This window comes from Streptomyces sp. NPDC048507 (assembly GCF_043199995.1).
Taxonomy (GTDB): domain Bacteria; phylum Actinomycetota; class Actinomycetes; order Streptomycetales; family Streptomycetaceae; genus Streptomyces.
The window spans coordinates 140,608-160,891 of record NZ_JBICWZ010000001.1 but is presented as its reverse complement, the minus strand read 5'-3'; the positions used below and the strand labels follow the sequence as shown (position 1 = coordinate 160,891).

17 protein-coding genes are annotated in these 20,284 nt (G+C 72.1%); 12 read left to right on the top strand and 5 right to left on the bottom strand.

Going from position 1 to position 20,284, the window contains the following annotated elements:
- Positions 1–3 precede the first annotated feature (3 nt).
- From ACGFXC_RS00735 to ACGFXC_RS00720, 4 genes are all read right to left on the bottom strand, one after another.
- The gene (locus ACGFXC_RS00735; RefSeq protein ID WP_393708155.1) at positions 4–2,007 is read right to left on the bottom strand and encodes a prolyl oligopeptidase family serine peptidase; all 2,004 of its coding nucleotides are present in this window, start codon (positions 2,005–2,007) and stop codon (positions 4–6) included.
- 10 nt (positions 2,008–2,017) lie between these two features.
- Positions 2,018–3,433, bottom strand: coding sequence for a M20/M25/M40 family metallo-hydrolase (locus ACGFXC_RS00730; RefSeq protein WP_393708154.1), 1,416 nt, complete (start codon positions 3,431–3,433; stop codon positions 2,018–2,020).
- On the bottom strand, positions 3,426–4,259 hold the full coding sequence (locus ACGFXC_RS00725) for a M55 family metallopeptidase (protein ID WP_393708152.1): 834 nt from the start codon (positions 4,257–4,259) through the stop codon (positions 3,426–3,428). The genes ACGFXC_RS00730 and ACGFXC_RS00725 overlap by 8 nt, the downstream gene beginning before the upstream one ends.
- A 168-nt stretch (positions 4,260–4,427) precedes the next feature.
- Positions 4,428–4,871, bottom strand: a complete 444-nt coding sequence (locus tag ACGFXC_RS00720) for an SRPBCC family protein (protein ID WP_393708150.1) — start codon at positions 4,869–4,871, stop codon at positions 4,428–4,430.
- A gap of 150 nt (positions 4,872–5,021) precedes the next feature.
- On the opposite strand from ACGFXC_RS00720, the gene ACGFXC_RS00715 reads away from it, so the two are divergent.
- The 3 genes from ACGFXC_RS00715 (at position 5,022) to ACGFXC_RS00705 (ending at position 8,259) form a co-directional block, all read left to right on the top strand.
- Positions 5,022–6,077, top strand: a complete 1,056-nt coding sequence (locus ACGFXC_RS00715) for an Rv2578c family radical SAM protein (protein WP_393708148.1) — start codon at positions 5,022–5,024, stop codon at positions 6,075–6,077.
- 124 nt (positions 6,078–6,201) lie between these two features.
- Complete coding sequence (locus ACGFXC_RS00710; RefSeq protein WP_393708146.1) at positions 6,202–7,803, top strand: alpha/beta hydrolase; 1,602 nt, start codon at positions 6,202–6,204, stop codon at positions 7,801–7,803.
- Positions 7,804–7,827: 24 nt separating this feature from the next.
- Entirely contained in the window at positions 7,828–8,259 is a 432-nt protein-coding gene (locus ACGFXC_RS00705) for a RidA family protein (protein WP_393708144.1), read from the top strand.
- Between the two features lie 4 nt (positions 8,260–8,263).
- On the opposite strand, the gene ACGFXC_RS00700 is transcribed toward ACGFXC_RS00705, so the two are convergent.
- The gene (locus ACGFXC_RS00700) at positions 8,264–8,845 is read right to left on the bottom strand and encodes a HEAT repeat domain-containing protein (RefSeq protein WP_393708142.1); all 582 of its coding nucleotides are present in this window, start codon (positions 8,843–8,845) and stop codon (positions 8,264–8,266) included.
- Positions 8,846–9,175: 330 nt separating this feature from the next.
- Here ACGFXC_RS00700 and ACGFXC_RS00695 point away from each other — a divergent pair, with 330 nt between their 5' ends.
- The 9 genes from ACGFXC_RS00695 (at position 9,176) to pssA (ending at position 20,223) form a co-directional block, all read left to right on the top strand.
- On the top strand, positions 9,176–10,990 hold the full coding sequence (locus tag ACGFXC_RS00695) for a 3-hydroxyacyl-CoA dehydrogenase family protein (protein ID WP_393708141.1): 1,815 nt from the start codon (positions 9,176–9,178) through the stop codon (positions 10,988–10,990).
- 178 nt (positions 10,991–11,168) lie between these two features.
- Positions 11,169–12,005 carry a TetR family transcriptional regulator gene (locus ACGFXC_RS00690; protein WP_393708140.1) on the top strand — a complete coding sequence of 279 codons (837 nt, stop codon included), beginning with the start codon at positions 11,169–11,171 and terminating at the stop codon, positions 12,003–12,005.
- 390 nt (positions 12,006–12,395) lie between these two features.
- Positions 12,396–13,733 (top strand): crotonyl-CoA carboxylase/reductase, encoded by a 1,338-nt coding sequence (ccrA, locus tag ACGFXC_RS00685; protein ID WP_393708138.1) that lies wholly within the window; start codon positions 12,396–12,398, stop codon positions 13,731–13,733.
- 22 nt (positions 13,734–13,755) lie between these two features.
- Positions 13,756–15,825: a protein meaA gene (locus tag ACGFXC_RS00680; protein WP_393708136.1), complete on the top strand. Its 2,070-nt coding sequence runs from the start codon at positions 13,756–13,758 to the stop codon at positions 15,823–15,825.
- Positions 15,822–16,796, top strand: coding sequence for an HpcH/HpaI aldolase/citrate lyase family protein (locus ACGFXC_RS00675; protein ID WP_393708134.1), 975 nt, complete (start codon positions 15,822–15,824; stop codon positions 16,794–16,796). The genes ACGFXC_RS00680 and ACGFXC_RS00675 overlap by 4 nt, the downstream gene beginning before the upstream one ends.
- Positions 16,797–16,812: 16 nt before the next feature.
- Entirely contained in the window at positions 16,813–17,325 is a 513-nt protein-coding gene (locus tag ACGFXC_RS00670; protein WP_393708132.1) for a MaoC family dehydratase, read from the top strand.
- 2 nt (positions 17,326–17,327) lie between these two features.
- Positions 17,328–18,533, top strand: coding sequence for an acyl-CoA dehydrogenase family protein (locus ACGFXC_RS00665; RefSeq protein ID WP_393708131.1), 1,206 nt, complete (start codon positions 17,328–17,330; stop codon positions 18,531–18,533).
- A 186-nt stretch (positions 18,534–18,719) separates the two neighbouring features.
- Positions 18,720–19,376, top strand: a complete 657-nt coding sequence (locus ACGFXC_RS00660; RefSeq protein ID WP_030868027.1) for a phosphatidylserine decarboxylase — start codon at positions 18,720–18,722, stop codon at positions 19,374–19,376.
- 64 nt (positions 19,377–19,440) lie between these two features.
- A complete protein-coding gene (gene pssA, locus ACGFXC_RS00655) occupies positions 19,441–20,223 on the top strand; it encodes a CDP-diacylglycerol--serine O-phosphatidyltransferase (protein ID WP_393709555.1) in 783 nt (260 codons plus the stop codon).
- Positions 20,224–20,284: the final 61 nt, after the last annotated feature.

The window sequence follows — 20,284 nt, the reverse complement described above, 5'->3', positions numbered from 1 at the left end:
CCGTCACGCCGGTCGGCTGTGCAGGGCCAGACGGGGGACGTCGTCCCGCTCGAAGCCGAAGACCTGCGCGTACAGGGACAGCTCCGCCTCCAGGGCCCGGACCATCGTCTCCGACCGGCGGAAGCCGTGGCCCTCGCCCTCGAAGGTGAGGTAGGCGTGCGGCACCGCGCGGCCGCGCAGGGCGGCCAGCAGCCGTTCGGCCTGGGCGGGCGGGCAGACCGGGTCCTCCAGGCCCTGTAGCAGGACGAAGGGGGCGGTGATCCGGTCGGCGAGGGCCACCGGGGAGCGTTCGCGGGAGCGCACGGCCAGCGTCTGCGGGGGTCCGGCCAGCCCGTCCACGTAGCGCGATTCGAGGTCGTGGGTCTCGGCGGCGAAGCCCCACAGGTCCAGAACGGGGTAGATCACCGCCGCGCAGGCGTACACGTCGGTGGCCGCGAGGGACGCGGCGGCCGTCCAGCCGCCGGCGCTGCCGCCCCGGATGGCGAGCCGGGCGGGGTCGGCGGTGCCCTCGGCGGCCAGGGTGCGGGCGACCGCGGCGCAGTCCTCGACGTCGACGACGCCCCACTGTTCGCGCAGCCGCTCCCGGTAGGCGCGGCCGTAGCCGCTGGAGCCGCCGTAGTTGACCTCGACGACGCCGATGCCGCGCGAGGTGAAGTAGGCGATGTGCAGGTCGAGCACGGGCGGCACGTGATCGGTGGGGCCACCGTGCGCCCACACCACGTACGGGGGAAGTTCGTCGGCGGGGGCCCGCCGGGCGGGGTGGTGCGGCGGGTAGACGTGGGCGTGGACCTCCCGGCCGCCGGGGCCGGGGAAGGTCCGGGTCTGGGGTTCCGGGTAGTGGGCCGGGTCGACGGGGTCGGTGGCGGGGGCGCCGACGACCCGGGTGTGTCCGGTCACGGTGTCGAGTTCGACGACCTCGTACGCGCTGCGGGGACTGGCGGCGACCCCGTAGACGCGGGTGCCGCTGACGGCCAGCGCGGGCTGCCAGGCCGTCCACGGTCCGGCGGCGTCGACGAGGTCCCCGCTGTCGGGGTCGAGGACGCCGAGGGCGCTCGCGCCCTGGCCGTGCAGGACGGCGAGCAGCCGGTCGGGCAGCGGGGCGAGCCAGCGGAGCCCGGGTTTCCACAGCGGGCCGCCGAACTCCTCCTCCCGGGGGCACAGGTTGACGGCCGCGCCGCCGTCCGGGTCGACCCGGTACGGGTTCCACCAGCCGCTGCGGTCGCTCACCGCGAGGAGGGCCCCGTCGGACGCCCACGCCACCTGGGCGACGGCCTCCTCGGGTCCGCCGAGCACCGTGCGGGGGGCGCCGAGCGTGCCGTCGGGGGCGATGTCGGCGAGCTGGAGCTCGGTGCCGTCCCAGGGCATCCGGGGGTGGTCCCACACCAGCCAGGCGGCGCGCCGCCCGTCGGGGGAGGGCTGGGGGCCGGTCCGGAAGCGGTGGCGGTCGTCGGTGAGCTCGCGGACGGCGGAGCGGTCCCGGGCGGCCGATCCGTCGAGCGGGACGGCGGCGGCGACGCGGCGCACGTCGGTGGGGGCGGGCCCGGTGAACTCCTCCAGTACGCACCAGACCTCGCCCCCGCGCAGCACCGGATCGGCCCAGCGCAGGCCGCCGCCGGTCGCGGAGAGGGGGGTGAGGGGGCGCGGCGGCGGGCTGCCGGGGGCGTCGGGTTCGTAGGCGTAGAGCCGCTGGTCGGCGTGGTGGACGAACACCACCAGCGGTCCTGCGGTCGGGCGTTCGGCGCCCGCCCAGGGCAGCCCCCCGTACTCGGTGAGGCGGCTGCGGACGTTCCACGGCGCGGGCAGCACGGAGCGGGCGACGCTGCCGTCGGCCGCCCGGCGCACCAGGGTGCGGCGGCCGCCCTCGCGGGGGCGCGGCTCGGTCCACCAGACCTCGGCGCCGACGGTGCCCACGTATTCGGGGCGGCCGTCGTGGGAGGCGGCGAGCGCGGCGTCGATCGGCGAGGGCCAGCTGCCGTAGGGGCCGCCGGAGGCGGTGGGGGCCGTCAACGCGGGCCCATCACAGGGCCCGCAGGGCGCGGTCGAGGACGCGGACCCCGAAGTGCAGGGCGTCGACGGGGACGCGTTCGTCGACGCCGTGGAAGAGGGCCCAATAGTCGAAGCCGGGCGGCAGTTTGAGCGGGGAGTAGCCGTAGCCGGTGATGCCGAGGCGGGAGAACTGCTTGGCGTCGGTGCCGCCCGCCATGCAGAAGGGGATGACGTGCCCGTCGGGGTCGAAGTGCTCGACCGCCTCGCGCAGGACCGCGTACGTCCGCCCGTCCACGGGTGCTTCGAGGGCCACTTCGCGGTGGTGGAACTCCCACTGGACGTCGGGGCCGGTGAGTTCGTCGAGGGTGGCGGCGAATTCGGCCTCGGTGCCGGGCAGGGTGCGTCCGTCGATGTGGGCGGTGGCGCGTCCGGGGATGACGTTCAGCTTGTAACCCGCTTCCAGCATGGTGGGGTTGGCGCTGTTGCGGACGGTGGCGTCGACCAGGGCGGCGGCCGGGCCGAGGGCGGCGAGCACCCGGTCGAGGTCGAAGCCCGGGTCCGCCGGGTCGGCCGAGAGGCCTTGGAGTGCGGCGAGTTCGGTGATGCAGGCGGCGGTGGTCGCGGTGAGCCGGACCGGCCAGGTGTGGTCGCCGATCCGGGCGACGGCGCCGGCGAGCCGGCTGACGGCGTTGGCCTTGTTGGGCTTGGAGCCGTGTCCGGTGGTGCCGTGTGCGGTCAGCTTCAGCCAGGCGGTGCCGCGTTCGCCCGCGGCGACCGGGTAGAGGGCCCGGCCCGGTCCGGTGTGCACGGTGAAGGCGCCGGACTCACTGAGCCCCTCGGTACAGCCCTCGAAGAGGTGGGGGTGGTGGTCGGCGAGGAAGCCGGACCCGTCGACGGCGCTGTCCTCCTCGTCGGCGGTGAAGGCGAGCACGATGTCCCGGCGCGGCCGCACGCCGTGCCGCGCCCAGGCCCGTACGACGGCCAGCACCATCGCGTCCATGTTCTTCATGTCGACGGCGCCGCGGCCCCAGACGACGCCGTCGCGGACCTCGCCGGAGAAGGGGTGCACGCTCCAGTCGGCGGCCTCGGCGGGGACCACGTCGAGGTGGCCGTGGACGAGCAGGGCGGGGGCGTCGCGGTCGGTGCCCTCGACGCGGGCCACCACGTTGGTCCGGCCCGGGGTGCGTTCCAGCAGGACGGGTTCCAGGCCGGCCCCGGCGAGGCGCTCGGCGACGTACTCGGCGGCGGGCCGTTCGCGGCAGTCGCCGCCGCCCCGGTTGGCGGTGTCGATGCGGATCAGCTCGGAGGTGAAGGTGACGGCCTCCTCGAAGGCGGTCGCGTCGGGGCATCCCCCGGCCGCCCCGCCGGGCCCGGGGTCCGCCCCGGCCGGTCCCGCTCCCGCGGCGGCCGCGCCGCCGTCGCCGTCCGTCCATCGCATGTCAGCCATACTGCTCCTCCACGGCCGCGGAGACGACCGTCGTGACGGCTTTGAAGGTCCGGATCCCCTCGAACATGGTGCCACTGGTGTACGCGATCCGGCGCTCGGCGCAGCGTTCGACGCCGGGCACCACGGTGGCCGCCATGGAGAGGTGTTCGGCGTCGAACTCCACCTCGACCGCGAACGGGCCGCCCCGTACCGGCTCGTACCGGACGGCGAGGGACACGGCCTCGGCGGCGGCGGCGCGGATGTCGGCGGCGGTGCGGGCCGGGGTGCGGCACACGGCGGCGTAGCGCGAGACGTGGTCCTTGACGGCGACGGTGCGCGCTTCGGGGGCGTACGCGGCGGCGTCGGCACAGGTCAGGTCGTCCCCGGTGACGAGGATGACGGGGACCCCGTACTCGGCGACGACGTGCGCGTTGAGCAGTCCCTCGCTGGCGCGCAGGCCGTTGAGCCAGACCCCGGTGATGGAGTTGGCGAGGTAGGTGTGGGCGAGGACGCCCTCGGCGCCGGCGCCGGTGTGGTAGCCGACGAAGGCGACCCCGTCGACGTCCCCGTGCTGGACGCCCTCGACCATGGAGAGGGTCTTGTGCCGGCCGGTGAGCATCTCGGCGCGGGCGTCGAGCTTCTCCAGCAGCAGGTTGCGCATGGTCCAGTGGGCCTCGTTGATGACGACCCGGTCGGCGCCGCCGTCGTGGAAGCCGAGGACGGCGGCGTTGACGTCGGAGGTGAACATGGCCCGGCAGCGTTCCCACTCGGCGGTGCCGGGCAGCACGTCGGCGGGCCAGGTGACGCCGGTGGCGCCTTCCATGTCGGCGGAGACGAGGATCTTCATCGGGCCCCCGGTGGGTCGGGTCGCGGAGCCCCACCCTAGCCGCCCGGCCGCCTCCGGTCCCGGGGCCACGCCCGGGGCCGGCCGCGGTGCGCGGGGCGGCTCACCGGGAGCGGGAAATCCACCCGATCCGGTGAGCCGGCCGCCCGGGCTCGGGACCAACGGCCTTGCTCAGGACTCGACTTCCTGCGCCAGGTTCGCGAGGAGGGTGTCGTAGATGCGACCGAGGCCCTTGGGCGCGAAGGTGCGCTCGAAGAAGCCGCCGATGCCGCCCGCGCCGTTCCAGACGGTGCTGACCACGACCTTGGAGCGGCCCTCGCCCGCGGGGGTCACCGTCCATGTGGTGACCATGGAGGAGTTGCGGTCCTTCTCCACGAGCTGGCCGTCCGTGGGCTCGGTGACCTCCAGCAGGCAGTCGCGGACGCGCTTGCTGGTGGCCTGGAGCTTCCAGTGGACCAGGGTGCCCTCGCCGTCGCCGCCCTCGCGCACCTCGTACTCGCTGAAGTGCTCGGGGAGCAGCTTGGCCCGGCTTCCGCTGTAGTCGGCGAGCGTGTCGAACACGGTCTCCGCGTCGGCCCCGATGATGCGCTCCGTGGTGGCCTCGACCTGCGCCATGGCTGTTCCTCCAGCAGTCGTTCTCGCTCGTCGCGGCAAGCCAACCACCTTCGGGGCGGGCGCCCAAATCCGGGGTGCCGGGGAACACGCCGCACGATCATGGGAACGTTTGTTCTATTCTCGGGCGGACGGCTAGCGAAAGGCGGCGCCATGCGCTGGAACCATCTGACCGAGGACCCGCGGGCCGCCGACGGCGGGCGGCCCGGCGGCCCGGCCGCGCTCTTCGGCGCGGACTCCGTCGTCACCCGCACCGTCGACACCCCCGAGTTCCGCGGGATCACCTTCCACGAGGTCCGGGCCCGGTCGGTCCTCAACCGGGTACCCGGCGCCTCGCGGATGCCGTTCGAATGGACCGTCAACCCCTACCGGGGGTGCAGCCACGCCTGCGTCTACTGCTTCGCCCGCAAGACGCACTCCTACCTGGACCTCGACACCGGCACCGGCTTCGACTCCCAGATCGTGGTCAAGGTCAACGCCCCCGAAGTGCTGCGCCGCGAGCTGGGCGCGACCCGCTGGAGCGGGGCCCACGTCGCGATGGGCACCAACGTCGACTGCTACCAGCGCGCCGAGGGCCGCTACCGGCTGATGCCCGGGATCATCGAGGCGCTGACCGAGCGCGCCAACCCCTTCTCGATCCTGACCAAGGGCACCCTGATCCTGCGCGACCTGCCGCTGCTGCGGCGGGCCGCCGCCGTCACCGACGTGGGCGTGTCCGTATCGGCCGGGTTCACCGACACCGCCCTGTGGCGCACGGTCGAGCCCGGCACCCCCTCCCCCGCCGCCCGGCTGGCCGCCGTCCGGACGCTGACCGACGCGGGCATCGAGTGCGGGGTGCTGATGGCGCCCGTGATCCCGTTCCTCGGGGACGCGCCGGAGCAGCTGCGCGAGACCGTCCGCGCCGTCGCCGCCGCCGGGGCCACCTCCGTGACACCCCTGGTACTCCATCTGCGGCCCGGGGCGCGGGAGTGGTTCACCGCCTGGCTGGAACGCCATCACCCTCACCTGGTCGAACGCTACGCACGCATGTACGCGGGCGGCGCGTACGCCCCGACCTGGTACCAGCGCCGGATCACCCGCCAAGTCCACGAACTCGCGGCCGAATTCGGCATCGGCCCCGCGGGGCCGCGGGCGGCGCGCGCGGTCGCGGCGCCGGAACGGCCCGGGCGGCCCGCGGCCGCCGGGCCGACCCAGCTCACCCTGCTCTGATCACCCCGTCGGCCCGACACGCCGTCCGAGGGGTCATCACATCGGGCCAATGGACGGCCCAATCCCGTCTTCCCGCCACGGTTTCCGGGACGATTCCGCCCAGAACCCTCGGCTGGGAGGCCCCATGCTCCACCCCGTGCCCCACCCCCTGAAGAAGCGCGCCGCCGTCCTGCTGTCGCTCTCCACCGTCGCCGCCGCCCTCGCGAGCCCCGTCACCGCGGCCCCGGTGCCCGCCCCGGCCGCCCCGGCCGCCGCCCCCGCCGCCGCCCCCGCCGCCGCCCCCGCCTGGACCGGCTGCGCGACCCCCCGCTACCCGACGCTGCAGTGCGCCTCCCTGAAGGTCCCGCTCGACCACGACCACCCCGCCGGGCGGCAGATCTCGCTGGCCCTGACCCGGGTCCCGCACACCTCCGCCACCTTCCAGGGCCCGCTGCTCGTCAACCCCGGCGGCCCGGGCGGCAGCGGGCGCGGCCTGGCCGGGTTCGTCGCCGCCACCCTGCCCAAGGACGTGGCCGGTCAGTACGACGTGATCGGCTTCGACCCCCGGGGCGTGGGCAAGAGCGAGCCCGCCCTGGACTGCGGGGCCGGCCACTTCACGCCGGTGCGGCCCGATTCCGTACCCCTCGACACGGCGACCGAGCAGGCGAACCTGGAGCGGGTGCGGTCCTTCGCCGAGTCCTGCCAGAGCAGGCACGCCGACGTCCTCCCGTACGTGGGGACGGTGTCCGCCGCCCGCGACCTGGAGGTGCTGCGCGCCGCGCTCGGCGCCGAACGCCTCAGCTACTTCGGCTACTCCTACGGGACCTACCTCGGCGCGGTGTACGCCCGGTTGTACCCGCAGCGGGTGCACCGCCTGGTGCTGGACTCCGTGGTCGACCCGGGCGGGGTCTGGTACGAGGACAACCTCGCCCAGGACCGGGCCTTCGACGCCCGCCACAAGGCCTTCCTCGCCTGGGTCGCCCGGTACGACTCCACCTACCACCTGGGCACCGACCCGGCCCGCGTCGAGGCGGCCTGGTACGCGATGCGCGGTGCGCTGCGCGCGGACCCGGCGGGCGGCAAGGTGGGTCCGGCGGAGCTGGAGGACACCTACATGCCAGGCGGCTACTACGACGGCTACTGGCCGGCCCTCGCCGAGGCCTTCTCGGCGTACGCGGTGCGCCGGGACCCCGCGCCGCTGGTGGCCGCGTACGCGCGGTTCGGGGCGGTGGAGCCCTCGGCGGGCAACAGCTACAGCGTGTACACGGCGGTGCAGTGCCGGGACTCGGCCTGGCCCCGGGACTGGAACCGGTGGCGGGCCGACATGTGGCGCACGCACGCCAAGGCGCCCTTCATGACCTGGAACAACGCCTGGTACAACGCCCCGTGCGCGTTCTGGAAGACGGAGCCGCTGGCCGCCCCGGACGTGACGAACGCCGAACTGCCCCCGGCGCTGCTGTTCCAGGCGACCGAGGACGCGGCCACCCCGTACGAGGGCGCGGTGAGCATGCAGCGCAGGCTGGTCGGCTCGGCCCTGGTGCGGGAGGAGGGCGGCGGCAACCACGGCGTCGCCCTGAGCGGCAACAAGTGCCTGGACGAGAAGCTCGCCGCCTACCTGAGGACGGGTCTGGCTGCCGACGCCTCCTGCCCCGCCCAGCCCGCGCCGAAGCCGGCCACCGCGACCCGGGTGGTGCCGCCCTCGGCCGGCGGCGCCGCCCTGCACGGCCTGCTGGGGTTCCGCGGCTGACCCCTGCCGGGCAGGATCGTGTCCATGACCACTACGGAGTACGACGCCGACGGCGGCCTCACCCGGATCACGGCGGTGGACGGGGTCGCCCCCGGCTACGGCTACCACCACGTCGTCTGGGGGACGGGCCGGTTCATCGCGGTGTCCGGGCAGTGCGCCCTGGACGAGGAGGGCCGGGTGGTCGGCGCGGGCGACGCGGCGGCCCAGACCCGGCAGGTGTTCGAGAACCTGCGCCGGTGCCTGGACGCGGCCGGGGTGGGGTTCGAACACGTGGTGAAGCTGACCTACTTCGTCACGGACGTGGCCCACTTCCCGCAGATCCGGGCCGTCCGTGACGCGTTCCTGCCCCCGCACCTGCTGCCGGCCTCCTCGGCGGTGCAGGTGTCGGCCCTGTTCCTGCCCGAACTGCTCCTGGAGGTGGAGGCCTTCGCCATCGCGCCGGCGCCGGAGGGCTGAGCGGCTACGCGTCCGGGTGGCCCGCCAGCAGCCGGCCCAGGGCGTCGGTCGCGGCCACCGCCAGCCGGGGGTGGGACTGCGCCCGGACCAGGACGTCGCGGGCGCGCGGGTCGGCCAGCGCCCCGAGCCCCTCGACGCAGGCGAGGGCCACCCGCCAGTACGGATCGTGCGGCGCGAGCAGCCGCGACAGGGTCGCGATCAGGGCGGGGGCCGACTCGGGGGCCCGCAGCGCGGCCAGGAGGCGCACCGGGTGCAGGGCGTAGGCGGTGCGCAGGCCGTTCGTCGCCAGGGCCGCCGCCGCGCGGGCGGTGCGCGGGTCCCCGAGTACGGCCAGGGCCTGCGCGGCGGCCTCGCAGCGAAGCGGGTCGCGGTGGTTGAGCAGCAGGACGAGCGGCTCGAAGGCACGCCGGTCCCCCGCCATCCCGAGCCGGTACGCGGCCAGTTCGCGGGCCCACAGGGGCCGGCCGGCCGAGGTCAGCGACGCGGCGAGCGCGTCGGGGCCCGCCACCAGCAGCTCCGGGTACAGGTCCGCGTACTCCGGCGATCCGTCAGCCTCGGCCCGCAGCCGCTCCAGCACGTCGTTCACGGGCCCACCCTAGGCCGTGCGCGCCGGGGGCGGGCGGCGTACGTCACATCTCCCCCGCTCTGGCCAAGCAGTTACCGAGGAGTTACTCTCCCTTCAACACGTACGGGACCGGCCTGGTGACGCAGCCGCCCCGTGCCGTTCGGTCCGGTACCCCAGGTACCGCGGCAGCTCGCGCTGCCTCTCCCACGGTGTGGCCCCGGGACAGGGTCCGCCGTTTTCCGCGCCCCTTCGGGCATGCCGTGCGCTCGCACCGCACGCCGCCCGCGGCCGCGCCCCGTGCACCGCGCGCGCCGCGCCCCAGCCGTCACCCTCTTCCACTGGAGTCCCGCGATGGACCTTCCGTCCACGTCCGGTCAGTCCGCCCCGTCCAGCAGTCCCCGCACCATCGCCGTCGTCGGCCTCGGCACGATGGGCTCCGGCATCGCCGAGGTCCTCGCCCGGGCCGGCCGCGAGGTCATCGGCATCGACGTCAGCGAGGCCGCCGCCCGCCGGGCGGCCGCGGCCCTGGCCACCGCCACCGCCCGTTCCGTCGCCCGGGGCCGGCTCACCGAGCAGGAGCGCGAGGCGGCCTTGGCCCGCTTCCGCACCTTCACCGAGCTCGGTGCCGCCGCCGACGCCGACCTCGTCATCGAGGTGGTCCCGGAGGACTACGACCTCAAGCACCGCCTCTTCGACGAGCTCGACGCGATCGTGCGCCCCGACACGGTCCTGGCGACCGGCACCAACGCCCTGTCGGTGACCCGGCTCGCCGCCGAATCGCGGCACCCCGAGCGGGTGCTGGGCCTGCACTTCTTCAACCCGGCCCCGGCGATGAAGCTCGTCGAGGTGGTCTCCTGCGTGCTCACCGCCCCGCCGGCCGTCGAGGCGGTCACCGCGCTGGCCCGCGAGCTGGGCAAGCAGCCCGTGGCGGTCGGCGACCGGCCGGGCTTCGTCGCCGACGGCCTGCTCTTCGGTTACCTCAACCAGGCCGCCGCGATGTACGAGGCCAAGTACGCCTCCCGCGAGGACATCGACGCGGCGATGCGGCTGGGCTGCGGCCTGCCGATGGGCCCGCTCGCGCTGCTGGACCTGATCGGCGTGGACACCGCGCGCACCGTGCTGGAGGCCATGTACGCCTCCTCCGGCGACCGCCTGCACGCCCCGGCGCCGATCCTCGGCCACCTCGCGGAGGCCGGGCTGACCGGGCAGAAGTCGGGCCGCGGCTTCTACACGTACGAGGCGCCGGGCAGCTCCGTGGTCGTCCGCGACCTGCAGACCCCGCTGGACGGCTCCCTGCTGGGTACGGGCCGCCCGGTCTCCGGCGTCGGCGTGGCCGGCTCGGGGACCATGGCGAGCGGGATCGCCCAGGTCTTCGCGCAGGCCGGCTACGCGGTGGTGCTGGCCGCCCGCAGCCAGGAGAAGGCCGAGGCCGCGAAGGCCGCGATCGGGAAGTCCTTGGGCCGTGCGGTGTCCAAGGGCCGCCTGACCGAGGAGGCGGCCGCACTGACCCTGGGCCGGATCACCCCGGCGGGTTCGCTGGAGGCCTTCGCCGACGTGGACCTGGCCGTGGAGGCCGTCGCCGAGGACCTGGCCGTCAAGCAGGAGCTGTTCGCGGGGCTGGACAAGGTCTGCAAGCCGGGCGCGGTGCTGGCCACCACCACCTCCTCACTGCCGGTGATCGCCGTCGCACGGGCCACGGCCCGGCCGCAGGACGTGATCGGGATGCACTTCTTCAATCCGGCGCCGGCCATGAAGCTGGTCGAGGTGGTCCGGACCGTCCTGACGGCGGACGACGTCCACGCCACCGTCCGCGAGGTCTGCGCGAAGGTCCGCAAGCACCCGGTGGACTGCGGGGACCGGGCGGGGTTCATCGTGAACGCGCTGCTGTTCCCGTACCTGAACAACGCCATCAAGATGGTGGAGCAGCACTACGCGACGCTCGACGACATCGACGCGGCGATGAAGCTGGGCGGCGGGTACCCGATGGGCCCCTTCGAGCTCCTCGACGTCGTCGGCCTGGACGTGTCCCTCGCCATCGAGAAGGTCCTCCACCGGGAGTTCCGCGATCCGGGCCTGGCCCCGTCCCCGCTGCTGGAGCACCTGGTCGCGGCGGGCTGCCTGGGCCGGAAGACCGGCCGCGGATTCCGTGAGTACGCCCGCCGGTAAGGGGACCGACCCCGATCGCGCGGCCCACGAGCAGGATGCGTGGGGAGGGCTGCTCGGGTCCGCCGGACCCTCACGGCGGACGAACCCTCCCGGGCCCAGTGCGGGCCCTCCCCCGCATCCGACCCCCCGCGACCCCCCGCAGGCGCGCTCCCCTGCGCGAATGAAGTACTTTCGCTCTATGTCCCAGCCCGCCAAGACCTCGCCCCGCGCCTCCTCCGCCACCGATGCCACGGAGAGCGCGGCCGGTACGCGGGCGGCCGCCCAGCGGCTCAAGATGCGCCGCGAGCTCGCCGCGGCGGCCATGGAGCTCTTCGCGACCAAGGGGTACGAGGCGACGACGGTCGACGAGATCGCGGCGACCGCCGGAGTGGCGCGCCGGACCTTCTTCCGTCACTTCCGTTCCAAGGAAGAGGCGATCTTCCCGGACCACGACGACACCCTGACCCGCGCCGAGGCGGTCCTGGACGTGGCACCGGCGCACGAGCACCCGCTGGACACGGTGTGCCGGGGGATCAAGGAAGTCATGAAGATGTACGCCGCCTCCCCGGCGGTGTCGGTGGAGCGCTACCGGCTGACCCGCGAGGTGCCGGCGCTGCGCGAGCGGGAGATCGCCTCGGTGGCCCGCTACGAGCGGCTGTTCACGCGCTACCTGCTGGCCCATTTCGACGAGCAGGACCACCACGACGGCAACGACGACCCGCTGCTGGCCGAGGTGGCCGCCTCGGCGGTGGTGACCGCCCACAACCACGTGCTGCGGCGCTGGCTGCGGGCGGGCGGGCAGGGGGACGTGGAGGCGCAGCTCGACCACGCCTTCTCGATCGTCCGCCAGACCTTCGGCTCCGGGATCGGGGCGGGCCGTACGCTCGGCGCCGGCGGCGACGCGGCGGCGGCGCAGCTGCCGCCGCGGGCGGCCGTGCGGACCGAGGGCGAGGTGCTGGTCGCCGTGGCGCGGACCGACGCCCCGCTGGACCAGGTCATGCGCACCATCGAAGAGGCACTGCGCAACAAGAAGTAACGACCACTGCTCGTCACAGCGGCCGCTCCCGTCCGGGGGCGGCCGCTGTCGTTTGTCCGGGTTGCCCCTACTCGCCGGTAACTCTGATCGATCATCGCTCATCTGCGCAGGTCAATCGGCAAATGAGAGAAACTTTTGGCACGGGGTGCCTTGTCGAGTGACACCGGGTGCCATACGTTGAATCTCGTCCGGATGTCCCCGCGGCCCACGCCCACTCGGCACGGAACGCGCCCCGGATGCCTGCGTCACCAGGCCACCGCACCCCACCACGGGTGCGCCACAGCACCACAGCCCCGCCGGACCGACGGCACCGCAGCACCCACACCAGCTCCCACGCACGACGCGTATCCCTCAGCGCACCCTCATCAGCGCATCGCCGGAGGCAACACCGTGAAGGACATCCTGGACGCGATCCAGTCGCAGGCCGCCACCACCGACGACTTCGCGGCCCTGCCGCTCCCCGACTCGTACCGCGCGGTCACCGTGCACAAGGACGAGGCGGAGATGTTCGCCGGGCTCACCACCCGCGAGAAGGACCCGCGCAAGTCCCTGCACCTGGACCAGGTCCCGGTCCCCGAACTGGGCCCGGGCGAGGCCCTGGTGGCCGTCATGGCCTCCTCGGTCAACTACAACTCGGTGTGGACGTCGATCTTCGAGCCGGTGTCGACCTTCAGCTTCCTGGAGCGCTACGGCAAGCTCAGCGACCTCACCAAGCGCCACGACCTCCCCTACCACGTGATCGGCTCCGACCTCGCGGGCGTCGTGCTGCGCACCGGCCCGGGCGTCAACGCCTGGCAGCCCGGCGACGAGGTCGTCGCGCACTGCCTCTCGGTCGAGCTGGAGTCCTCCGACGGCCACAACGACACGATGCTCGACCCCGAGCAGCGCATCTGGGGCTTCGAGACCAACTTCGGCGGCCTGGCCGAGATCGCGCTCGTCAAGTCCAACCAGCTGATGCCCAAGCCCGGCCACCTGAGCTGGGAGGAGGCCGCCTCCCCCGGCCTGGTCAACTCCACCGCCTACCGCCAGCTGGTCTCCCGCAACGGCGCCGGCATGAAGCAGGGCGACAACGTCCTCATCTGGGGCGCCAGCGGCGGCCTCGGCTCGTACGCCACCCAGTTCGCGCTGGCGGGCGGCGCCAACCCGATCTGCGTGGTCTCCAGCGCGCAGAAGGCCGACATCTGCCGGGCCATGGGCGCGACCGCGATCATCGACCGCAGCGCCGAGGGCTACAGGTTCTGGAAGGACGAGCACACCCAGGACCCCAAGGAGTGGAAGCGCTTCGGCAAGCGCATCCGCGAGCTGACCGGCGGCGAGGACATCGACATCGTCTTCGAGCACCCCGGCCGCGAGACCTTCGGCGCCTCCGTGTACGTCACCCGCAAGGGCGGCACCATCACCACCTGCGCCTCGACCTCGGGCTACATGCACGAGTACGACAACCGCTACCTGTGGATGTCCCTCAAGCGCATCATCGGCTCGCACTTCGCCAACTACCGCGAGGCGTGGGAGGCCAACCGCCTGATCTCGAAGGGCAAGATCCACCCCACCCTGTCGAAGGTCTACTCCCTGGAAGAGACCGGCCAGGCCGCCTACGACGTCCACCGCAACCTCCACCAGGGCAAGGTCGGCGTCCTCGCGCTCGCCCCCGAGGAGGGCCTGGGCGTCCGCGACCACGAGATGCGCGCGACGCACCTCGACGCCATCAACCGGTTCCGCAACATCTGAAGTCCGCGAAGGATCGCCTGAGATGACAGAGCGCCAGAAGGACAGGCCGTGGCTCATGCGGACGTACGCCGGCCACTCCACGGCCGAGGCGTCCAACGAGCTGTACCGCCGCAACCTCGCCAAGGGCCAGACCGGCCTGTCCGTCGCCTTCGACCTGCCGACGCAGACGGGCTACGACCCCGACCACGTCCTCGCCCGCGGCGAGGTCGGCCGGGTCGGGGTTCCGGTCTCCCACCTGGGTGACATGCGGAGGCTGTTCCAGGACATCCCCCTGGAGCAGATGAACACCTCGATGACGATCAACGCCACCGCCATGTGGCTGCTGGCGCTCTACCAGGTGGCCGCCGAGGAGCAGGGGGCGGACGTCTCCCTGCTCCAGGGCACCACCCAGAACGACATCGTCAAGGAGTACCTCTCGCGCGGGACGCACGTCTTCCCGCCCGGGCCCTCGCTCCGCCTGACGACGGACATGATCGCGTACACGGTCAGCCACATCCCGAAGTGGAACCCGATCAACATCTGCTCGTACCACCTCCAGGAGGCCGGGGCCACCCCGGTCCAGGAGATCGCGTACGCGATGTCCACCGCGATCGCCGTCCTCGACTCGGTGCGCGACTCGGGCCAGGTGCCCGAGGAACGCTTCGGCGAGGTCGTCGCCCGCATCTCCTTCTTCGTGAACGCGGGCGTCCGCTTCGTCGAGGAGATGTGCAAGATGCGCGCCTTCGGACGCATCTGGGACACGATCACCCGCGAGCGCTACGGCATCGAGAACGACAAGCAGCGCCGCTTCCGCTACGGCGTCCAGGTCAACTCCCTGGGGCTGACCGAAGCGCAGCCGGAGAACAACGTCCAGCGGATCGTCCTGGAGATGCTGGCGGTCACCCTCTCCAAGGACGCCCGCGCCCGCGCGGTGCAGCTGCCCGCCTGGAACGAGGCGCTGGGCCTGCCCCGGCCGTGGGACCAGCAGTGGTCGCTGCGCATCCAGCAGGTCCTGGCGCACGAGAGCGACCTGCTGGAGTACGAGGACATCTTCGCGGGCTCGCACGTCATCGAGGCCAAGGTCGAGTCCCTGGTCCGGGAGTGCCTGGCCGAGATCGACCGGATCCAGGAGATGGGCGGCGCGATGGCCGCCGTCGAGTCCGGCTACCTGAAGTCCCAGCTGGTCTCCTCGCACGCCGAGCGGCGCGCCCGGATCGAGGCCGGCGAGGACAAGATCGTCGGTGTCAACTGCTTCCAGCAGACCGAGGAGAACCCGCTCACCGCCGACCTGGACGGCGCCATCATGACGGTCGATGCGGCCGTCGAGGCGCTGACCGTGGAGCGCATCGGGCGGTGGCGCGCCGAGCGGCAGGAGTCCTCGGACCGGCAGGGGGGCGGCGACCCGTTCGTCTTCCCGACCGTCGGCCAGGCGCTGGACCGGCTCAAGGACGCCGCCGCGGGCACCGAGAACCTCATGGAGGCCACCCTGGAGTGCGCCAGGGCCGGCGTCACCACCGGCGAGTGGGCCAACGCGCTGCGCGAGGTGTTCGGTGAGTTCCGCGCCCCGACCGGGGTCTCCTCGGCCCCCGTCGCGGTCACCGCCGAGGAGGGCACCCCCATGGCCCTCGTCCGCACCAAGGTCTCCCGTACGGCCGACGAGCTCGGCTCGGGCCGGCTGCGCCTGCTGGTCGGCAAGCCCGGCCTGGACGGCCACTCCAACGGCGCCGAGCAGATCGCCGTCCGGGCCCGCGACGCCGGCTTCGAGGTGGTCTACCAGGGCATCCGGCTGACGCCCGAGGAGATCTCCTCGGCGGCACTGGCCGAGGACGTGCACTGCGTGGGACTGTCCATCCTGTCCGGTTCGCACAGCGCGCTCGTCCCGGACGTACTGGAACGCCTGCGCACCGCGGGGGCGGGTGACATCCCGGTCATCGTCGGGGGCATCATTCCGAACGCCGACGCCGTGACGCTGAAGGCGGCCGGGGTCGCCGCCGTCTTCACCCCCAAGGACTTCGGCATCACGGAGATCATCGGACGTATCGTCGACGAGATCCGCAAGGCCAACAAGCTCGAACCACTCGACATCCCGGACAGCACGGAGGTCCCCGCATGACCACGCCCACTTCCCCGGTCAACCGGCTGCGCCCGCGCCGTTCCTGCCTCGCGGTGCCGGGTTCCAACCCCCGGTTCCTGGAGAAGGCCCAGGGGCTGCCCGCCGACCAGGTCTTCCTCGACCTGGAGGACGCCTGCGCCCCGCTCGCCAAGGAGGGCGCCCGCCACACGATCGTGGACGCGCTGAACAACGGCGACTGGACGGGCAAGACCCGGGTGGTCCGCGTCAACGACTGGACGACCCACTGGACCTACCGCGACGTCATCACGGTCGTCGAGGGCGCGGGCCACAACCTCGACTGCATCATGCTGCCGAAGGTCCAGGACGCCCAGCAGGTCGTGGCCCTGGACCTGCTGCTGACCCAGATCGAGAAGACCATGGGCTTCGAGGTCGGCAAGATCGGCATCGAGGCGCAGATCGAGAACGCCAAGGGCCTGGTGAACGTCGACGAGATCGCCGCCGCCTCGCCCCGGCTGGAGACCATCATCTTCGGCCCGGCCGACTTCATGGCCTCCATCAACATGAAGTCCCTGGTCGTGGGCATGCAGCCGCCCGGCTACGGCGCGGACGCCTACCACTACATCCTGATGCGCATCCTGATGGCCGCGCGCACCCACAACCTCCAGGCGATCGACGGCCCCTTCCTCCAGATCAAGAACGTCGACGGCTACCGCGAGGTCGCGGGCCGCGCCGCCGCCCTCGGCTTCGACGGCAAGTGGGTCCTGCACCCCGGTCAGGTCGACGCAGCGAACGAGGTCTTCTCCCCCTCGCAGGAGGACTACGACCACTCCGAGCTGATCCTGGACGCCTACGACTGGTGCACCTCCGAGGCGGGCGGCAAGAAGGGCTCGGCGATGCTCGGCGACGAGATGATCGACGAGGCCAGCCGCAAGATGGCCCTGGTCATCGCGGGCAAGGGGCGGGCCGCCGGCATGCAGCGCACCAGCAAGTTCGAGATCCCCGCCAACTAGAAGGGCCCTGAGCACCATGCAGTTCGGACGCACGTACGAAGAGTTCGAGGTCGGGGCCGTCTACAAGCACTGGCCCGGGAAGACGGTCACCGAGTACGACGACCACCTCTTCTGTCTGCTGACCATGAACCACCACCCGCTCCACATGGACAGCAACTACGCCGAGAACACCACCGACTTCGGCAAGAACGTGGTCGTGGGCAACTACGTCTACTCGCTCCTGCTGGGCATGTCCGTCCCCGACGTGTCGGGGAAGGCCATCGCCAACCTGGAGATCGAGTCGCTGCGGCACGTGGCGCCGACCTTCCACGGCGACACCCTCTACGGCGAGACCACGGTCCTCGACAAGACCCCGTCGAAGTCGAAGGACGACCGCGGGATCGTCTACGTGGAGACCAAGGGCTACAAGCAGGACGGCACCGTCGTCTGCGTCTTCCGGCGCAAGGTGATGGTCCCGACGCAGACGTACATCGAGGAGCGCGGCGGCGAGCAGCCCGGCCGGCCCCAGCTGAAGGAACAGGGGAAGTAGCCATGGCCCGACTCGCCCAGACCGCAGGCCTCACGGACGACCAGCGGGAGATCCTCAAGACCGTCCGGCAGTTCGTCGACAAGGAGATCATCCCGGTCGCGACCGAGCTGGAGCACCGCGACGAGTACCCGCAGCAGATCGTCGACGGCCTCAAGGAGCTCGGCCTGTTCGGCCTGATGATCCCCGAGGAGTACGGCGGTCTGGGTGAGTCGTTGCTCACCTACGCGCTGTGCGTCGAGGAGATAGCGCGGGGCTGGATGTCCGTCTCGGGCATCATCAACACGCACTTCATCGTGGCGTACATGCTCAAGCAGCACGGCACGCAGGAGCAGAAGGACCACTTCCTGCCGCGGATGGCCCTGGGCGAGGTCCGGGGCGCGTTCTCGATGTCCGAGCCGGGTCTGGGCTCGGACGTGTCGGCCATCACGTCCAAGGCGGTGAAGGACGGTGACGAGTACGTCCTGAACGGCCAGAAGATGTGGCTGACGAACGGCGGCACCTCCACCCTGGTGGCCGTTCTGGTCCGAAGTGACGAAGGACACCCCGAGGGCACCGCGCCCCACAAGTCGATGACCACGTTCCTCGTGGAGAAGGAGCCCGGCTTCGGGGAGGTCCGTCCGGGCCTGACGATCCCGGGCAAGATCGACAAGATGGGCTACAAGGGCGTCGACACGACCGAGCTCATCATGGACGGACTGCGCATTCCGGCCAATCGTGTCCTCGGAGGCCAGACCGGCCGAGGGTTTTACCAAATGATGGACGGGGTCGAGGTCGGCCGGGTGAACGTGGCGGCCCGTGGCTGTGGCGTCGCTCAGCGTGCGTTCGAGCTGGGTGTCTCCTATGCCCAGCAACGTCATACTTTCGGCAAGGCCATCGCCGAGCACCAGGCCATCCAGTTCAAGCTGGCCGAGATGGCTACCAAGGTCGAAGCCGCCCATGCGATGATGGTCAATGCAGCACGCAAAAAGGACTCCGGGGAACGAAACGACCTCGAAGCGGGGATGGCGAAGTACCTCGCCTCCGAATACTGCAAGGAGGTCGTCGAGGACGCGTTCCGTATCCACGGTGGCTACGGCTTCTCGAAGGAGTACGAGATCGAGCGGCTCTACCGGGAGGCGCCGATGCTGCTGATCGGTGAAGGTACCGCCGAGATCCAGAAAATGATCATCGGGCGACGCCTGCTGGAGGAGTACCGGCTCCAGGGCTGAAAGTCCCTTTTGCGGCGAATCATCCATTGGTTTTCCGCCGCGGGGTCACTGCCAGTCACTGGTTACGGGCCATCGACTCGGCTTCTGGCTTGCCCAGTTGTTGCGCGCAACCGATAGCATTCCAGTAAAGCCGCCGTCCCGTCCCCCCGTTTACGGCGCGGCAACCACCCGCTACGAAGGTCATCCATGCCCCACAGCCAAACCTCTGCACCTCGCGTCGGCATCCTCGGTGGACGTCTCGCACGCGGAGCATCGCCGTGGCTCCTGCCGACCGTCGCCACCGCGGCGCTCAGCCTCACCCGGGCCCGCAAGTCCGGACGCTGGGCGGCAGTGGCCGTGCCCACCACCGCGCTCGCGGCGGGCATGCTGTGGTTCTTCCGCGACCCCGAGCGTGAGATCACCCAGGGCCGGGTCATCTCCCCCGCCGACGGTGTGGTGCAGAGCATCATGCCGTGGAAGGACGGGCGGACCCGGGTCGCGATCTTCATGAGCCCGCTGAACGTCCACGTCAACCGCGCGCCGCTGGCCGGCACGGTGACGTCCGTGGAGCACATCCCCGGCGGGTTCGTCCCGGCGTTCAACAAGGAGAGCGAGAACAACGAGCGCGTCGTCTGGCACTTCGACACCGAGCTCGGCGACATCGAGATGGTGCAGATCGCCGGTGCCGTCGCGCGTCGCATCGTCCCGTACCTGCCGGCCGGCACCAAGGTGGAGCAGGGCGAACGCATCGGTCTGATCCGCTTCGGCTCGCGCGTCGACATCTACCTCCCCGAGGGCGTCGAGGTCGCGGTCGAGGTCGGACAGGCCACCACCGCGGGGGTGACCCGAATTGACCGTGACTGACCCTGAGACTCCGGCCGCCGGCTGGGTGCCCGAGTCCGCCGAGGAGGAGTCCGCGGAGGACGACATGCCGCTGTCACTGCGGCTGTCGATAGCGGACACCCTCACCCTCGGCAACGCCACCTGTGGATTCATGGCGGTGTACTTCACCACCACCGGGATCCTCATCCCGCACCTCACCGGCAGCGGCGAATCGGGCATGGCCCGCAGCAGCGCGGCGACGGCAGTGATACTGATGCTGCTCGCCGCCGTCTTCGACCTCTTCGACGGCATCGTGGCCCGCAAGCTGCGCAGCTCGCCGATGGGTGCGGAGCTGGACAACCTGTCCGACCTGATCAGCTTCGGTCTGGCGCCCGCGTACTTCGTCCTCGTCTACGGCATGGTCGCCGACGACGCGGTCCAGAAGATGTCGGCGCTCGCGGCGATCGTGGTGCTGCTGGCCGTGGTCCTGCGCCTGGCGAGATTCAGCTGCGTGACGATGAAGGACGGCATGTTCCAGGGCATGCCGAGCCCCTTCGGAGCCCTGACGGTGGTCTCCATCGTCCTGCTGGAGCTGCCGTTCATCCCGACCCTGCTGGCGATCGTCGGCGTGGCCTGGCTGATGGTGAGCCGGGTCGAGTACCCCAAGCCGCGGGGTGTCCTCGCGGCGGCGATGCTCAGCTGGATCGTCGGGGCGATGGGGCTGCTGGCGGCCTGGGCGTTCGACGCGCCCGGCGGGCAGCTCCTCCTCCAGACGGGCTGCGCGCTCCAGATCGCCCTCGCGGCGACCATCCCGCTGTTCGCGACGACCCGTCGCGCGAACACGTTCCGCCACAACCGGCGGGAGGCGCGGGCGGCGCAGCTGCCGTAACGCTGCCGCCCCGCCACCCGCGAAGGCCCCGGACGCCCCAGGCGTCCGGGGCCTTCGCGCA